General features: G+C 57.7%; 17 protein-coding genes. 2 read left to right on the top strand and 15 right to left on the bottom strand.

Features of this window, described 5'->3' with window-relative positions:
• Nucleotides 1–84 precede the first annotated feature (84 nt).
• The 12 genes from ACTNB1_RS10610 to glyA all read right to left on the bottom strand — a co-directional run bounded on the left by ACTNB1_RS10610 (nt 85) and on the right by glyA (nt 11,747).
• Nucleotides 85–765 (bottom strand): metallophosphoesterase, encoded by a 681-nt coding sequence (locus ACTNB1_RS10610; RefSeq protein ID WP_441169354.1) that lies wholly within the window; start codon nt 763–765, stop codon nt 85–87.
• Complete coding sequence (thrC, locus tag ACTNB1_RS10615) at nt 766–2,253, bottom strand: threonine synthase (protein WP_441169356.1); 1,488 nt, start codon at nt 2,251–2,253, stop codon at nt 766–768.
• The gene (locus ACTNB1_RS10620) at nt 2,241–3,185 is read right to left on the bottom strand and encodes a dipeptidase (protein ID WP_441169357.1); all 945 of its coding nucleotides are present in this window, start codon (nt 3,183–3,185) and stop codon (nt 2,241–2,243) included. Before ACTNB1_RS10620 ends, thrC begins: the two co-directional genes overlap by 13 nt.
• A 24-nt stretch (nt 3,186–3,209) precedes the next feature.
• Complete coding sequence (locus ACTNB1_RS10625; RefSeq protein ID WP_441169359.1) at nt 3,210–3,581, bottom strand: YraN family protein; 372 nt, start codon at nt 3,579–3,581, stop codon at nt 3,210–3,212.
• Entirely contained in the window at nt 3,578–4,192 is a 615-nt protein-coding gene (locus tag ACTNB1_RS10630; RefSeq protein ID WP_441169361.1) for a ribonuclease HII, read from the bottom strand. Before ACTNB1_RS10630 ends, ACTNB1_RS10625 begins: the two co-directional genes overlap by 4 nt.
• On the bottom strand, nt 4,189–5,049 hold the full coding sequence (gene ylqF, locus ACTNB1_RS10635) for a ribosome biogenesis GTPase YlqF (protein ID WP_441169362.1): 861 nt from the start codon (nt 5,047–5,049) through the stop codon (nt 4,189–4,191). Before ylqF ends, ACTNB1_RS10630 begins: the two co-directional genes overlap by 4 nt.
• Nucleotides 5,050–5,184: 135 nt before the next feature.
• The gene (gene rplS, locus ACTNB1_RS10640; RefSeq protein ID WP_441169364.1) at nt 5,185–5,526 is read right to left on the bottom strand and encodes a 50S ribosomal protein L19; all 342 of its coding nucleotides are present in this window, start codon (nt 5,524–5,526) and stop codon (nt 5,185–5,187) included.
• 117 nt (nt 5,527–5,643) lie between these two features.
• A complete protein-coding gene (locus tag ACTNB1_RS10645; RefSeq protein WP_441169366.1) occupies nt 5,644–6,237 on the bottom strand; it encodes a site-2 protease family protein in 594 nt (197 codons plus the stop codon).
• Nucleotides 6,238–6,239: 2 nt separating this feature from the next.
• Nucleotides 6,240–7,058 carry a M23 family metallopeptidase gene (locus tag ACTNB1_RS10650; protein WP_441169368.1) on the bottom strand — a complete coding sequence of 273 codons (819 nt, stop codon included), beginning with the start codon at nt 7,056–7,058 and terminating at the stop codon, nt 6,240–6,242.
• 321 nt (nt 7,059–7,379) lie between these two features.
• Nucleotides 7,380–8,651, bottom strand: a complete 1,272-nt coding sequence (locus ACTNB1_RS10655) for a replication-associated recombination protein A (RefSeq protein WP_441169370.1) — start codon at nt 8,649–8,651, stop codon at nt 7,380–7,382.
• A gap of 91 nt (nt 8,652–8,742) precedes the next feature.
• Nucleotides 8,743–10,383 (bottom strand): S-layer homology domain-containing protein, encoded by a 1,641-nt coding sequence (locus ACTNB1_RS10660; RefSeq protein ID WP_441169372.1) that lies wholly within the window; start codon nt 10,381–10,383, stop codon nt 8,743–8,745.
• Nucleotides 10,384–10,505: 122 nt separating this feature from the next.
• Nucleotides 10,506–11,747 carry a serine hydroxymethyltransferase gene (gene glyA / locus ACTNB1_RS10665; RefSeq protein ID WP_441169374.1) on the bottom strand — a complete coding sequence of 414 codons (1,242 nt, stop codon included), beginning with the start codon at nt 11,745–11,747 and terminating at the stop codon, nt 10,506–10,508.
• 171 nt (nt 11,748–11,918) lie between these two features.
• Between glyA and nth the strand changes: the two genes are divergently transcribed.
• On the top strand, nt 11,919–12,566 hold the full coding sequence (gene nth / locus ACTNB1_RS10670; RefSeq protein ID WP_441169376.1) for an endonuclease III: 648 nt from the start codon (nt 11,919–11,921) through the stop codon (nt 12,564–12,566).
• Between the two features lie 48 nt (nt 12,567–12,614).
• Here the strand turns inward: nth and ACTNB1_RS10675 are convergent, their stop codons facing one another.
• The 3 genes from ACTNB1_RS10675 to ACTNB1_RS10685 form a co-directional block, all read right to left on the bottom strand.
• On the bottom strand, nt 12,615–13,088 hold the full coding sequence (locus ACTNB1_RS10675; RefSeq protein ID WP_441169378.1) for a DUF2798 domain-containing protein: 474 nt from the start codon (nt 13,086–13,088) through the stop codon (nt 12,615–12,617).
• A 198-nt stretch (nt 13,089–13,286) separates the two neighbouring features.
• Nucleotides 13,287–14,426, bottom strand: a complete 1,140-nt coding sequence (locus tag ACTNB1_RS10680) for a sensor histidine kinase (protein ID WP_441169380.1) — start codon at nt 14,424–14,426, stop codon at nt 13,287–13,289.
• Entirely contained in the window at nt 14,423–15,103 is a 681-nt protein-coding gene (locus tag ACTNB1_RS10685) for a response regulator transcription factor (RefSeq protein ID WP_441169445.1), read from the bottom strand. Before ACTNB1_RS10685 ends, ACTNB1_RS10680 begins: the two co-directional genes overlap by 4 nt.
• Before the next feature lie 145 nt (nt 15,104–15,248).
• On the opposite strand from ACTNB1_RS10685, the gene ACTNB1_RS10690 reads away from it, so the two are divergent.
• The gene (locus ACTNB1_RS10690) at nt 15,249–15,941 is read left to right on the top strand and encodes a hypothetical protein (RefSeq protein ID WP_441169382.1); all 693 of its coding nucleotides are present in this window, start codon (nt 15,249–15,251) and stop codon (nt 15,939–15,941) included.

Below are 15,941 nucleotides of genomic sequence, written 5' to 3' on the forward strand. Positions count from 1 at the left end.
CAAATCGGTCAGCGGAGGCCATCTTTCGCGTTATCCGCTATATAGTATCAGATACTGCGGAAAATTTCCATACTTTTTTTTGAATTATTCGCAGATTTTTTGCGGACGGAACCCAGTGTAGTCCGCTGACACCAGGTGATATTCCACTTTTCCCTGAAGTCCTTCCACCGCCAAACGGTGGCTGCCGCCGTGGAGGTGGCCGTAATAACACCGTTCCACGCCGTACTGCTCCAGCAGGGCAATAATCTCAGGACACCGGTACCCCTGATAGAGGGGCGGATAGTGAAGAAAACACAGTTTTTTCTTCTCCCCCGCCGCTTTCAGGGAGGCTTCCAGCCGGATCAGCTCCCGCTTGAACACCTTCTGGTCTCCTTTTTCCTCATAAAACCACCCCCGGGTGCCGCACAAAGCGTAGTCCCCGTATTCATAGCAGTTGTTATGCAGGATGTGCAGGGTATCCAGACCATGCTCAGCAAAAAAGCGGTTCATCTTGGACGCCGTGTTCCACCAGTAGTCGTGGTTGCCCTTGAGCATCAGCTTCCGTCTGCCGGGCAGGGCATTCAGAAAGGCAAAGTCGGCCTCTGCCTCCTCCAAACCCATACCCCAGGACAGGTCGCCGCAGAGCACCACAGTATCCTCCGGACCAACCTGCTCAAAACCGGCACGCAGCTTATCCACGTACCCCTCCCAGCCGCCGCCGAACACATCCATCGGCTTGTTGGAGCCCAGGGAGAGGTGTGTATCTCCGATCGCGTACAGTGCCATTCAGCGCAGCATCTCCAGCACCTGGTCCACCATGTGGTCCTTGGTGACGTTCTGAGTAAAGCGCACAGTCTTGTCCTTCAGCGCAGCCAGGGGGGCCGGCGCAGGAATACCGGTGAGCTCAGAAAGCTGATCCAGCACGTCGGTACCCTCTGCCAGCTGGGTCACGCCCAGGGCACCCAGTACGTTGTCGCAGAACTTGAAGGGGCTGGCAGTAGACACCACGATGGCGGGAGTCTCGTCCCCACTCTCCTTCCGGTACTGATCCAGCACGTCGAAGGCCACAGCAGTGTGGGGATCGATAAGATAGTGGTGCTCCTTCCACATGGCACCGATCACCTTCTGGGTCTGTGTATCGTCACAGTAACCGGCAGAAAACAGCTTGTCCATCTTATCCTTGATGGTCTTGCTCACCTCATACCGGCCGCTCTGACCCAGCTCGGCCATATACTCCCGCACCTGATCGTCATCATGTCCCGACAGCGCGAAGAGCAGACGCTCCAGATTGGAGGAGATCAGGATGTCCATAGAGGGGGACATCGTATTATAGAAGGTACGATTGCGGTCATAGATGCCGGTTTTCAGGAAGTCGGTCAGCACGTTGTTGGAGTTGGACGCGCAAATCAGCCGCTTAATGGGTACACCCATCTCACGGGCATAATAGGCTGCCAGGATATTGCCGAAGTTTCCGGTAGGCACGCAGACATTGACGGGATCGCCCTTCTGCAGCTTTCCATCCCGAAGCAGGTCGCAGTAAGCGGAGATATAGTAGACGATCTGAGGCAGAACCCGGCCCCAATTGATGGAGTTTGCGGAGGACAGGAAGAAGCCCCTGTTTGCCAGCTGTTCCCGCAGGTTTTCGTCGGAAAACAGCTTCTTTACGCCAGTCTGGGCGTCGTCAAAATTGCCCACCACGGAACAGACGCCCACGTTCTCCCCTTCCTGGGTGTTCATCTGCAGCTCCTGGATCGCGGAAACACCGTCCTTGGGGTAGAACACCAGGATCCGGGTCTTGTCCACGTCCCGGAAGCCCTCCAGGGCGGCCTTGCCGGTATCGCCGGAGGTGGCAACCAGGATGCATACCGTCTTGTTCTCCTGGTTCTTTTTCAGCGAGGCAGTGAGCAGGTGGGGCAGCATCTGCAGAGCCATATCCTTAAACGCACAAGTAGGACCATGCCACAGCTCCAGGCAATAGGTATTGCCGTCTACCTGACGGACAGGCGCCACTTCCTTCACATCAAACTTATTCCCGCCGTATGCCTTGGCTGCGAAACCCGCCAGCTCAGAGGAAGTAAAGTCGTCCAGGTAGGCGTTCATCACATAGACAGCACGCTGCTGGTAGGACATCTCCTTCATGGTATCCAGCGCATTGTGGGACAGCTTGGGCAGCACCTCGGGAGTCATCAGGCCGCCGTCCAGGGCCAGTCCTTTTTCAATGGCCTCAGCCGCAGTCCGCCGGTCTGCCTTGTTTCTTGTACTCACATAATACATACTTCGCTCACAACCCTCATCAGATTATTGAAAAACAGATCTTGTATCAGCGTATCCGGGTAATTGCGCTGCAATAATCGTTCATACAGGCAAGCCCAACTCTCCACACCAGTGAAGCCCGCCGGCAGGCAGCTGCATCCATCCAGGTCACCGCCCAGGGACACATTGCGGGCACCCCCCAGCTCCAGCCAGTGCTCCAGGTGCGCAATCACCGTATCCACATCCGGCTTTTCTCCCAGGAACAGTGCGTAGAGATTCAGGCCTGCCACACCATTATGGTCTATTATGGCAGTAAATTCCTCGTCGGTCAAGTTCCGGGGATGAGAAAATACCCCTCTGGCGTTGGAATGACTGGCCCAAAAGGGACCGGAAAGGGTCTCTGCCACATCCCAAAACCCTGGGTCAGACAGATGCGATACATCCACCAGCACGCCCAGCTTCTCCGCCTTCCGCACAAAGGCCCGCCCCTGATCCGTCAGCCCCCGGTCAGTCTCTTCCAGATTGGTACCAGAGAGGGCGTTCACATGGTTCCAGGTCAGATTCACCGAACGGACACCCAAAGTATGGGCCTCCTCCAGCCGCTCTACGGAACAATCCAGCAGCTCCGCTCCCTCTACGGACAGGAACGCTGCCATCTTCCCAGCGGCAAAGGCGCGCTCGGCCTCCTTCGCCGTGCGGCAGTGGGTAATGACCTCGGTATTGGACTCCATCTCCCGGCAAAACAGGTCGTACTCCGCCTGAAAGATTTCCTGAAAAGTCATACCTCGCAGGTCCTTCCCCGGGAAATCCTCAGGCTGACCAAAGAGGGCAAAGAACTGAGCATACTGGCGGTACTTCCCAGCCCGCTCCAGATCCACGTGGTAGCCATTGCGGCCAAAGCTGCCGCCAAACTGATGGCACATGAGCACCGTATCACAGTGCCCGTCAAACACATTGATATCCGTTCTCCGTCCCCCCTAAAAAGCGTTTTCCCAATAGTGAAACTCCGGCGATCTGGTGGCCATACCCTGAGGTGCGTAGATCTCCGCCACATCGAATCGGGGCTGCAGGGTCTGCTCCGGATGCTCCGCCAGATACCACTGAGCCGTAGTCCGCAGCTTTTCCTGTTTCTTCCGGTCCACCGCCGCCCGTCCCGGGGCGAAAGAATCGTCCTTCCGCAGTTTCACTTCTATAAAGCATAAGTACTTGTCAGTTATTGCAATCAGGTCGATCTCGCCAAAACGGCAGTGGTATCCGGCGGCGATCACCTTGTAACCCATATCCCGCAGCTTCTCTGCCGCCAGAGCCTCGCCCCAGCGACCCAGCAGCCGCCGCTCTCCCCCGCTCACAGCTTTTTTAAAAAGCTCCGACGGTGGATGGGACAGGGCCCATACTGCCGCAACAGCTCATAGTGCAGCTTCGTGGGATAGCCCTTGTGCTTCTCAAAGGCATATTGGGGGTACTCCACTGCCATCTCCTCCATATACCGATCCCGGCTTACCTTCGCCAGAATGGAGGCCGCTGCGATAGATGCCGACAGGGAATCTCCCTTTATAAGCATGACATGGGGTGTTGTAACGGCACCAGCTTTACCATGATCCCGGTTTCCATCCAGCAATGCCAGATCGGGCGGAAACTGCAGCTTATCAATGGCCCGCTGCATGGCGTTCATCCTGGCACTGAGGATGTCGGTAGCGTCAATTTCTTCCGGCCCAACCCAGGCTACCGCCCAGGCCTCTGCCTGAGCGATGATCTGATCATACAGCTGATCCCGCTTTTTGGGGGTCAGCTTTTTGGAATCGTTCAGGCCGGGAATGACCAGATTCCGGGACAAAATAACAGCGGCGGCGTATACCGGCCCGGCCAGAGGTCCGGCCCCTGCTTCGTCACAGCCGCAGATCGTCTCGTAGCCCTTCGCCCAATATTCCCGCTCATAGGTCCACAGATCCGGTGCGCTCATGGCTGGAGGTCCTCCGGCGCCTCAAGTGTAAAGTTTCCAAGCTTTCCGCTTCGATACTCTTCCAGCAAAACCCGAGCCATACGTTCGGTGTCCACCTCGCCGCCGGAAATCAGAAAACCGCGTTTCCGGCCGCACAACTCCAGCAGCTCCCATCCAGCCAATCCCGGCTCCGGCTCCACTTTGTAGCGGGCGGTCAAAGCCTGAGGATACCGCTGCCCCAGGATCTCCATCAGGTGGCAGGCCAGTGTCTCCAAATCCATGATCTCGTCCTTGACCGCACCTGTAAAGGCCAAATGCATGCCAGTTGTTTCATCCTCAAATTTGGGCCACAAGATACCCGGGGTATCCAGCAGATCCAGACCGGGATCCACGTTCACCCACTGCTTGCCCCGGGTTACGCCAGGCTTGTTCCCTGCCTTGGCCGACTTCTTTTTGGCTACCTGGTTGATAAAGGTGGACTTGCCCACATTGGGTACCCCCACCACCATGGCACGTACAGGGCGGCCTACCAGGCCCTTCGCCTTCCACTGCTCGATTTTGTCCTTCAGGGCGGACTTGATGGCACCAGAAAACTGGTTGACACCCTTTCCGTCCCGAGCGTTGGTCTCCAGCACCCAGCTGCCGCGGCTGCGGAACCAGTCGCCCCACACCTTGTTCATGGCGGGATCCGCCTGATCGGCCCGGTTGAGGATAATCAGCCGAGGCTTATCGCCCACAATCTCGTCAATATCCGGATTACGGCTGGAGATAGGGATGCGGGCGTCGATGATCTCTACCACCAGATCCACCAGCTTCATGTCCGCCTGGATCTGACGGCGGGTCTTTGTCATATGGCCGGGATACCACTGAATATCCATATCCCCGCCTCCTTTCCATGGTTACGTTTTAATAGCATCCATTATACTCAATATCTTGTGGATTGAAAAGAGAATACCACAAATTTTTAAACAAAAAAGGAGAGGCATCGCCTCTCCTTTTTGTCGCTGGCAGAATCAGATGCGCTCCTTGACCTTGGCGCTCTTGCCCACGCGGTCGCGCAGGTAATAGAGCTTAGCCCGGCGGACCTTACCCTTGCGGACGATCTCGATCTTATCCACAGCGGGAGCATGGATGGGGAACACCTTCTCCACGCCTACACCGTAGGACACGCGGCGCACAGTGATGGTCTCCTCGATGCCGCCGTGCTTCTTGGCGATAACGGTGCCCTCAAAGACCTGGATACGCTCGCGGTTGCCTTCCTTGATGTGCACGTGCACACGGACGGTGTCGCCCACCTCAGCCTTGGGGGGCTCGGACTTCTGGTACTTGGCGCTGAAAGCCTGCATGAGATCCATTTTACTTCCTCCTGTTTATAGGCGTTCGTGCCGGCTGTAAGCGCCGCCCTCTTCTCTGGAGCGGCAGCCGCAGAGGACCACCCTTTTATTGAGTCCATGGTATTTTATCACAGCCTATCATTGAATGCAAGCCTTTTTTCCTTGAAAATTTCCCGTCAGCAGCCAGCCGCTCAGCAGCGGCAGAGTCAGGTTGAGGCTGCCCTGCCAGGCCAGGATCGCGGTACCAGCCAGCAGCCCTGCCGCCAACGCCCAGGCCAGGACCTTTAGGAACCGCAGCGCCCCCTCCTCTCCCAGCAGCGGAGTCAGCAGGAAACCCAAGGCCCGCCCGCCGTCCAGGCAGCCGGCAGGCAGCAGGTTAAAGGCCCCCAAAGCAAAATTGATTCCCGCAAAGCACCAGCCCGTCTCCCCCCAGATCCGCAGGGCCGCAAAGCCCAGCCCCAGATTCACCAGGGGACCTGACAGGGCTGCCAGCACCTGGCCGAACCAGTTCAGAGGCCTGCGGCTGGAGAGCCGCATCTCCGCACCCACACAGGTGATACGCAGCCCTGTCACCTCTCCGCCCAGAGCAAGGATCGCCAGATAATGGCCCAGCTCATGGGCGATGCAGGCCAGCATGGAAAGAAGGAACAGGCCCTGATCATCCAGATAAAAGAGCACAGCTCCCAGCAGCAGCGCGCCGCCGCTTATCTCCACCCGTTTCCAACGCAGCACAGTCACTGGGTCTCGATATAATACAGCGGGTTGAGGCGGACCCCGTTGAGCTTCATCTCAAAGTGCAGGTGCGGCCCGGTAACGTTGCCGGTGGCTCCCGACTCCGCCACCTTCTCCCCTACCGCCACGCTCTGTCCCTGTTGGACACAGAGCTTGCTGCAGTGGCAGTAAAAAGTTGTGAGTCCTCCTGTATGGCTGATCTGAAGATATAGCCCGTACTCCGGGCTGTCGCCGATATAGTCCACCGTCCCCTCCGCAAAAGCCAGCACATCCGTGCCGCTATTGACTGCAAGATCTACTCCGTTATGGAATTTCTCCTCTCCATCCACCGGATGCTCCCGCCAGCCAAAGGGCGAAGAAACCCAGCCTAAAGCCGGAGTCACGGTCTCTTCCACTCCGATGGCGCTTAAACTGTATTTGTCCATGGTGGTATTGTCCGGCAGGGTCGGACCATTGTACTCCACATGCTCTACGGCAGGCTCCGGCTCAGGCGTCGGCGTAGGGGCGGGAGTCGTCTCCGGCTCAGGTGTAGAAGAAGGCTGTACCGGCTGAGGCGTTCCGGCCACCAGCGCCATAGCGTCTGTCCAAAGTCCCTCCGGGCCTTCCTCCACCTTCCGAAAGCCTGTCAGGAGCGCGGCCTGGGTCTGATAAAGGGACCCACCGGCCGCCTCCTCATCGTCAGTCTGAGCTCCCCATAACACACCCAGCGCCTCTGTGACCGGTTCTCCTTCTGACACCGCCTGCCCCAGGGCGGAAAATGCCGCTTTGAAGTCTGTATCCTGTTGGATCACCGACAAGATCTGCTCCCGTACTTGAGCCATGCCGGCAGGAAAAATCCCCTTACCGATAAAAACAACCAAAAACAGCACCAGGCAGGTCACCAGTTGGAGCAGCCTGCGCCGCTCCGCGGGCCCAAGGGCTGTTTTTGCCCCATGGTACCGGCTGCTTGCTCCAGTCCGACGTCCCGTGCCTCCACTCCGCCGTGTCCGCTCCTGTCCCTGTGTTCGTCTGACCGTCCCCATAGCGGCGTCCTTCCCTTCTGTAAGGCGTTTCGGACTATCTATATGCGGACGGGCTCCCGGCTATTCCACGGCCGGACATAAATCAGAGCCGGCCTTTTAGCGGCCGGCCCTGACACACGATCAGTTCTGCTTTCCTTTGATCTCCTCCCAGTAGCGCTTGGCTGCCTGTTCGGTCTTGTTTTCTCCGTATTGATAATAGTGGGTACCAGCCAGAATATCCGGCAAGTATTGTTGCTTTACCCAATGATTGGGGAAGTCATGGGGATAGAGATACCCCTGCTCCCGCTCCATACCTGCCGAATCGGCGTGGACGTTCTGCAGGTGCCGGGGGTAGTCTCCAGTTTTGCCCGCCCGGACGTCCGCCTGGGCGGCGGCAATACCCTTGTAAACCGAATTGGACTTAGGCGCAGTAGCCAGGAGGACGGCCGCCTGGGCCAGCGGCAGGCGGGCCTCCGGCAATCCCAGTTGGAGGGCGTTGTCCACGCACGCCTTGACGATGAGGGCGGCCTGGGGATACGCCATGCCCACATCTTCGCTGGCGGAGCACAGCAGACGCCGGATAGCGGTAATCAGGTCCCCCGCCTCCAGCAGCCGGGCCAGATAGTGGAGGGCGGCGTCAGGGTCTGAGCCCCGGAGGGACTTCATCAGCGCGGAAGCAATGTCAAAGTGGTCGTCACCCTCCCGGTCGTACCGCATGGCAGAGCGCTGGGCCACCGTCTGGGCGTCATCCAGAGTGACAAGCAGTTTCCCTTGCTCCCTCTTGGCAGAGTTGAGCAGCAGCTCAACGGCGTTCATGGCCTTGCGCACATCCCCGCCGCAGGCGGAGGCGATATGCTCCTTCACGCCGTCCTCGCACACCACCTCGCCCTCCAAACGCTCTCCCATCAGCCGGATACCCCGCTCCACGGCGGGCAGCACGTCGGCGGCAGACAGAGGTTTGAACTCAAATACCGTGGACCGGCTGAGCACCGCGTTATAGACATAAAAGTAGGGGTTCTCCGTGGTGGAGGCAATGAGGGTGATCTTTCCGTTCTCCATGAATTCCAGCAGAGACTGCTGCTGCTTCTTATTAAAATACTGGATCTCGTCCAGGTATAGCAGCACCCCATCGGGAGCAAGCATAGTGCCAATCTCCCCGATAATATCCTTGATATCGGAGATGGACGCAGTAGTGGCATTGAGTCGATGGAGGGGGCGATTGGTACGCTTGGCGATCAGATTGGCCACAGTGGTCTTGCCGGTGCCCGAAGGGCCGTAAAACACCAGATTGGGGATGTTGCCCCCCTCGATGATGCGGCGGAGCAGGCCGCCCTCCCCCAGGATATGTTTCTGCCCCACCACCTCGTCCAGAGTCTGGGGCCGGATCTCATCAGCCAGCGGCCGGTATGTCATGGGAAAGACCTCCCTTATCAAACAGAATGGAGCGGAATTTCTTCCGCTCCATTCTAACACATGTTCGATTATCCGTAAAGAGATTCCGCCTTTAGTTGGCGTGCTTTTCCACTACTTGCCGGACAATCTGATCCACTTCCTCCTGGGAGAATTCATTCAGCCAGGCACCGGCGCCGATCTCAATGGCCTCAGTCTCAACCTCCAGCCAGTTGATCTTAGATGCGCCCCAACCGTAATCTGCGTTGTCCTCCGCATAATGGATCAGATCATAGTAGGTTTTTCCTGTGGTCAGGTCAAACAGGAATACATAGGTATCCGTGGTCATACCACCCAGGGAGTTCATGGCTTTCAGCATGATGCTCACTGCATAATACTCGTCCCTGTTGCTGAGGATCGCGTCAGACTTGCCAGTGCGGTCATAGTAGCCGTGGCGGATATACAGCACCTCCATACTGGAGGGCACTTTCAGGCGGCTATAGACATAGTCCAGGCCAATCTCGGCCAGGCCCATGGGATCCACATGGGTGGGCTCCGGCTCTATGAAGCTGGGCTTACCCACTGTGGGGACTAACATTTGGTACATTCGCAGCATAGTGATGATGCTCTGCTCCCGGCTATAGGGATCCTTGGGCTTGAACTGGTTGTTGCCCACGCCGGTCATGATGCCGCTGGTCTCCATCTTGGCTACGGCGTCGGCGGCCCAGGAGGAGACGCTGGAGGCGTCGGAAAAACCACTGGTGCCGCCCCCCTGAAGGTAGCCCATGGAGGCCCGGTAAGCCCGCTCCAGCATGGTGGCAGCCTGCTCCCGGGTCAGGGGACCATCGGGGTTGAACATGCCGTTGCCCACGCCCTGGACAATGCCCAGGGTAGCCGCTTTCCGCACATTGATGTCGTCGGTATCGCTGAAGGTCTCCTCAGCGGGAAGCGTGATCTCCAGATATTTCTCCAGCAGAGTCACGACCAGGGCACAGAAGTCTGCCCGGGTGGCGGTGTTGGTGTAGCGGGACTGGAGGGACTGGGGCACGATGCCCGCGTCAATGGCCAGGCCAACCTGATTCTGGGCCCAGGAGGAAGGCTTCTCCCCGCTGAAGGTATGGGTAGTGGTGGGCTCCGGCAGTTCACTCTTAAAGTGGACCACGTAAACAACACCGCTCTCGTTTCTCACCTTCTGGGCCTTCTGCTGAGAAAGAATGACAAAATGGTCGTTCCCCTTGGAGTACATGGCCTCCTCCTGGCCGTACTCGTCGGTGTACACCCGCTTTGCATAGCCGGAAGTGGCGAGATAGTACCGGAAAGGCATGGTCAGATAATCAAATACCAGCTGCAGATCATCAGAGTCACCCACCAGATTGGCCCTGGCATCCAAATACTGCTCCAGCATCCAGTAGTAATCCGCATACACCTCCGTGGCCCCTCTCGGGATATCTACCCCGGTGTCATAGGGGTCCTTCAGGGTGCCGTGCAGGAAAACGCTGTCATAGAAACTGCAATAGAGCATGTAGTCCCATCCGCCGTCCTGGAAGTATTTCCGACCCTCATCACTGACCAGGAGATTCCAGTTCTCCATGTCCTGGTAGATAGGCCATGTGACAGCCTCTCCAGTGTCCTCGGCAAACTTTTCGGTCATGCCGGACAAGTCAACATCTTCCGCCAGAGCAGCTCCGGGCAGCAGCGTCAGGCACAGGCTGAAAGCCAGCACCAGGGACAGCAGCCGTTTTTTGCATCTTCGCATACTCGCATTCCTCCCAATCTTTTAAGGTTCCTTAAATGTACCTTATTCGGGAGATAAATACAATGAGCTGGCTGCATAGTGTCAAAAAGAACGGCGCCCGGTATTCCGGGCGCCGAAAAAATTTACTCGTACAGGGGATATTTCGCAGTAAGCTGAGCCACCTGAGCCCGCAGGTCATCCTGCTTGCCCTCGAAGTCCACAGCGGTCTTCCACATGATCTTGGCAATGGCCTCCATGTCCTCTTCCTTGAAGCCACGGGTGGTGGCAGCGGGGGTACCCACCCGGATGCCGGAGGTGACGAAGGGCTTCTCCGGATCATTGGGAATGGCATTCTTGTTGACGGTGATATTCACCTCATCCAGGCGCTTCTCCATCTCCTTGCCGGTGAGCTTGGCGGGGCGCAGATCCACCAGCATCAGGTGGTTGTCCGTGCCGCCGCTGACCAGATCGAAGCCTTCCGCCATCAGAGCCTTGGCCAGAGCGGCGGCGTTGTTGACGATCTGCTGCTGATAAGCCTTGAACTCCGGCTTCATGGCCTCGCCCAAAGCCACTGCCTTAGCGGCGATGATATGCTCCAGAGGACCGCCCTGGCTGCCGGGGAAGATGGCGGAGTCGATCTTCTTGGCCAGCTCTTCCTTACACAGGATCATGCCGCCGCGAGGACCCCGGAGGGTCTTGTGGGTGGTGGTGGACACCACGTCGGCATAAGGTACCGGGGAGGGATGGAGCCCCGCTGCCACCAGACCGGCGATGTGAGCCATATCCACGAACAGATAGGCTCCTACCTCATGGGCGATCTCCGCAAAGGTCTTGAAGTCGATGACACGGGGATAGGCGGAAGCGCCGGCCAGAATCATCTTGGGCTTGTGCTTCTTGGCCAGGTCCCTCACCTGATCATAGTCAATATACCCCTGGTCGTTGACACCATAAGCCACGATATTATAATTCTTACCGGAGAAGTTCACCGGAGAACCGTGGGTCAGGTGGCCGCCGTTGGCCAAGTCCATGCCCAGCACAGTATCTCCCACATTGCACAGGGCCTGATACACCGCATAGTTGGCGTTGGCGCCGCAGTGAGGCTGCACATTGGCATGGTCGGCGCCGAAGAGCTGGCAGGCACGCTGGCGGGCGATATCCTCCACCACATCCACGCACTGGCAGCCGCCATAATAGCGCTTGCCGGGATAGCCCTCGGCGTATTTATTGGTGAGCACCGTGGCCGCCGCCGCCAGCACCGCTTCACTGACAAAGTTCTCTGAGGCAATCAGCTCAATATTCCGGCGCTGCCGGTCATACTCCGCCTGGACTGCGGCCCCTACCTCCGGATCCTGCTCCGCCAGAAATGCCATGATATCCTTGACCAAATTCTGTCGCCACCTTTCCCGTTTTTCCGCGTCCGGCTCCGCCGTCCGCGGGCCGTTTTAGCGATTTAGTTTATTATACCTGTTCCTCCATGAAAAAACAATTGTCACCTGTAGAAAAACGCCCTCGTATTTTATCAGATTCTGTGTTATATTGTCTAACGAGGTGATTGTATGAAAACCCAAGAGGAAGTCTGGTCCATTGTGGAGGAACTAAAACGGCTCTATCCCGAGGGGCTTTGCTCCCTCCCCTATCCCAAGCCCTATGAATTGCTGTTTGCCGTCCGTCTGGCTGCCCAGTGCACCGACGAGCGGGTCAATATGGTCACACCCGCCCTGTTCGCCCGGTTCCCCACTCTGGAATCTCTGGCGGAGGCCGATGTCAGCGAGGTGGAGACCTACATCCATTCCACCGGCTTTTTCCGGGCCAAGGCGCGGGACATCGTGGCCGCCTCCCGCATGATGCTGGAGCAGTACGGCGGCCAGGTGCCCGACACCATGGAGAATCTGCTGAAGCTGCCCGGCGTGGGCCGGAAGACTGCCAACCTGATCCTGGGAGACGTATACCACAAGCCCGGCGTGGTGGTGGCCGACACCCACTGCATCCGTATCACCGGGCGGCTGGGCCTCACCGACGGCACCAAGGACCCGGTAAAGGTAGAGCAGCAGCTGCGTCAGGTGCTGCCGCCGGAGGAGTCCAACGACTTCTGCCACCGGATGGTACTCCACGGCCGGGCAGTATGCATGGCCCGCAAGCCGGACTGCGCCAACTGTACCCTGCGGCCCTGGTGCTCCTTTTTCACCAACAACCAGGAAAGCTGATCACGAAAAAGCGCCCTGAGCAGGCACTCCGCCTGCTCAGGGCGTTTTTTATGCTGTCCGAGCCTGTGCGGCCAGCTGCTTCCGAAAAAGCGTCCGGAAGATCAGCCGGGCCAGCGGACCGCAGAACAGCAGCTGCCAGATCAGCGCCATGGGCATATTGCAGCCGAAGGTCTGGACCCAGGTGCCCAAGCTGGGCTCCTTGAACAGCAGCGTGGCAATCAGGCTCATGGTGGGACACATGATGCACACGATCATGGTAGAGATGGCATAGGTGATGATCTGGGGCCGGTCAGTAGGCCGGACCACGGTAAAGGCCAGACGGGTGGCCAGCTTCTCCACCACAAAGAACTCCAGGATAAACGCGATGGGCACCATGATGGGCATCTCATGCAGCGCCATTCCGAAGGTGGCGTTGGTGACGCCGCCGGTGTTCAGCGCCACGTTATAGACGATCATTCCGTAGACCATGATCGCAGCCATGATAATGGTAAAAACGACATTCTGGAATTTTGTTTTGGGCATTTCTTTCCTCTCCTTTATGCTTGAATCGGCGCACAAAAAAATAGCAGCGAAACTTTCGTCTCGCTACTATCCTTCACTGCGACTACCATTCATTGCTACGAGTATAGCACGGCTTCCAGCCTTCATGTAAGTCTTTTTTTCTCTGCAGAACTGCCAAAAATTCACTCCGCCTGCTGGTATTCTTTAGGCAGAGCACTGTCATGACCCATCCTCAGCTGACGGCAGCTCCAATAGGAAGCGGCTCCCGCCTCCATCGTTGTCCTCCACACGAACTGTTCCGCCGTGAGACTCCGCAATAGCACGTACCAGGGCAAGTCCCAGACCGGTGCCACCCTGCCGCCGGGAGCGGGAGTCATCTGCCCGAAAGAAGGGCTCAAAAATCCGCCGGCGGTATGCCTCTGGAATGCCGGGCCCCTGATCAGCGATCTCAAAACGGACCACTCCATCTCTACATTGAGCGCTGACCTTCACCTCTCCGCCCGCAGGACTGTATTTGACGGCGTTCTCTACCAGATTGACCAGCGCACGGCGCAGCATCTGCCGCTCCCCCATCACTGCACCGGAAGAGGGCATCGTTATGATCGACACCTGCCGCACTTCAGCCTGAGACGAGATCTCTTCCGCAATCTCCTGAAGCAGGGTCTCCGCAGAAATCTGCTCACGCCGGGAGGACTGTTCCAAATTGGTCAGCTCCAGCAGACTGTTCACCATGTCGGACAGCCGATCCACCTCTCCCTCTATAATCCGAAGCAACTCAGCTCCATCCGGCGGCAGTTCTCCCGCCTTCTTTCGGAAAAGGCCGATCCTGGTTTTCATAATGGTCAGAGGCGTGCGGAATTCATGGGCCGCGTTGTGAGAGAAGTTTTTCTGCATCACAAACACCTGGTTTAGCCTCTGTGACATCTGGTTGAAGGAGCAGGCAAGCTCAGACACCTCGTCCCCGCTGTCCGGGACAGCCACCGGCCGCTCCAGATCCTCTGCGGTCCGGGTTCGGATCTGCCGGGTCAGCTCATGCAGCGGCGCCAAAGCCTTTCCAACAAAATAGTAGATCAAGAGAATGCCTGCCGTCAGGATCCCCGCCATCGCCAAGATGCTCTGGACATGGAAGCTCCGCCTTGCCTGGACCATTGGTTCGCTGATCTCTAGGTCCGTCATGGGCAGCGCAGCGGCACCGTCCTCTCCTGTACTCTGGGCCGGAAGGACCTGGACCGCCTGGATGGAATCAGCCATCTGCATGGCAGACAGGTTGTTGGTAAAAGTGAGCAGCAGACAGCACAGCGCCATCAGAAGCGCACACACCAGCGTGACCCGCAGGCGCAGGGACATCGCTTTTTTCATGGTCTCTCCTCCCCTGTCAGGCGATAGCCGCGGCCCACTTTGGTCTGGATGGGATCATCATCCAGACATGCCCGCAGCTTTCTGCGCAGGGACGAGACATGGGTACGTATGGAATTGCTGAAGGGATTAGCATCTGTATCCCACACATGCTCTACCAGCTCCTCCTGACTGATCCATCGCCCCTGGTTAAGCATCAGATGCTCCAGAATAGCAAATTCCTTGGGCGTCAGGGGCAGCGCCGACCCGCAGGCGGTGATCTCCCGGGCTGTAGTATCCAGAGTGAGGGCTCCCACCTGTACCTGTGGCTCCCGTTGGATGAACGTTCTGCGCAACAGGGTGCGCACTCGCGCCTCCAGCTCCTCCAGGGCAAAGGGTTTGGCCAGATAGTCATCTGCTCCCAAATCTAAACCGATCACTTTGTCTGAAAGCTGAGCACGGGCGGAGAGGATCAGCACCCGCAGCTCCGGCCGCTCCTTCCGAATCCGCTTCAGCAGCTCCAGCCCATCCATGCCCGGCAGGTTCAGGTCCAGGATGACCAGGTCGTAGGGCTCAACAAACAGCCTTTCATAAGCCTCTTCCCCATCGTAACACCGATCCACAGCATATTTTTCCAGTTCCAGGTCTTCCGCAATACCATCACACAGCAGCCGCTCATCCTCCACTACCAGGATCCGCACCGGTCCCACCGCCTTTCCGTTTCCGACATTATACCACAGCAAAATAAATTTTCCATCAAGACGCCCTTAACATAGATTTGACATTGCATGTGCTATGATGCCTCCTGTCCAAAATCTGCCGCGTCTGCGGCAAGGAGGTTTTTCTATGAAATACAAGAACAAACGCCGGCTGGTCATCCTGGGTCTGGCCGCCGCGGCGATGCTTACTCTGGCCGCCTGCGGGGAAAAGCAGCCCAGCCAGGAAGAAGTGGAGCGAGCCCTGGAGGAAGGCACCCTCACTCTGGAGGACGCACTGAACAACGGCTGGGTAGACCAGGCATGGGCGGACGCCTATGTAGAAGAAAACAGTGTCCCGGCCGTCAGTAAAGCAGAGGCCGGTGCGGTGAGTGATTTTACCGTCAATACGCTGTCCGGCGAAGAATTTACCAAGGAGCAAATGAGTCCCGTCACTTTCTTTGCCTTCGTAGATCCGAAGGACGAAGACGCCGATACCTTTGTCCAAGCCCTGAAAGACGCCTATGAAGGAGTGAAGGAAGCCGGCGCCGACATCCTGCTGTGCGCCAAAAGCGAGGGTGGGACTGAATTGTTTGATGACATGCCGTTCCCGGTGGTGATTTACAACGACTCTCTCAAGGAGGCGGTAGGAAACGGCAGCAGCATGATCGAGGAGATTCCCAACACCGCCTGCTGGTATGTCAACGGCTCCTTCCTTTCCGCCTGGCTCAGCACCGTGGACGCAGAGGAGCTGATCGAGGACGCCGGCAGTTTTGTGCAGATGGGTGCGGATATGGGGGATACCTCTTCCGACAGCAGCGCCGCAGTGGTACCTATGGGCTGA

The organism is Flavonifractor sp. HCP28S3_F3 (assembly GCF_052065355.1).
Taxonomy (GTDB): domain Bacteria; phylum Bacillota; class Clostridia; order Oscillospirales; family Oscillospiraceae; genus Flavonifractor.

Bases quoted from the DNA above. Each gene is read 5' to 3' on its own strand.
- ACTNB1_RS10610 (WP_441169354.1), bottom strand. From the start codon at position 765: ATGGCACTGTACGCGATCGGAGATACACACCTCTCCCTGGGCTCCAAC.
- thrC (WP_441169356.1), bottom strand. From the start codon at position 2,253: ATGTATTATGTGAGTACAAGAAACAAGGCAGACCGGCGGACTGCGGCT.
- ACTNB1_RS10630 (WP_441169361.1), bottom strand. From the start codon at position 4,192: ATGAGCGCACCGGATCTGTGGACCTATGAGCGGGAATATTGGGCGAAG.
- ylqF (WP_441169362.1), bottom strand. From the start codon at position 5,049: ATGGATATTCAGTGGTATCCCGGCCATATGACAAAGACCCGCCGTCAG.
- rplS (WP_441169364.1), bottom strand. From the start codon at position 5,526: ATGGATCTCATGCAGGCTTTCAGCGCCAAGTACCAGAAGTCCGAGCCC.
- ACTNB1_RS10650 (WP_441169368.1), bottom strand. From the start codon at position 7,058: ATGGCTCAAGTACGGGAGCAGATCTTGTCGGTGATCCAACAGGATACA.
- ACTNB1_RS10655 (WP_441169370.1), bottom strand. From the start codon at position 8,651: ATGACATACCGGCCGCTGGCTGATGAGATCCGGCCCCAGACTCTGGAC.
- ACTNB1_RS10660 (WP_441169372.1), bottom strand. From the start codon at position 10,383: ATGCGAAGATGCAAAAAACGGCTGCTGTCCCTGGTGCTGGCTTTCAGC.
- nth (WP_441169376.1), top strand. From the start codon at position 11,919: ATGAAAACCCAAGAGGAAGTCTGGTCCATTGTGGAGGAACTAAAACGG.
- ACTNB1_RS10675 (WP_441169378.1), bottom strand. From the start codon at position 13,088: ATGCCCAAAACAAAATTCCAGAATGTCGTTTTTACCATTATCATGGCT.
- ACTNB1_RS10680 (WP_441169380.1), bottom strand. From the start codon at position 14,426: ATGAAAAAAGCGATGTCCCTGCGCCTGCGGGTCACGCTGGTGTGTGCG.
- ACTNB1_RS10690 (WP_441169382.1), top strand. From the start codon at position 15,249: ATGAAATACAAGAACAAACGCCGGCTGGTCATCCTGGGTCTGGCCGCC.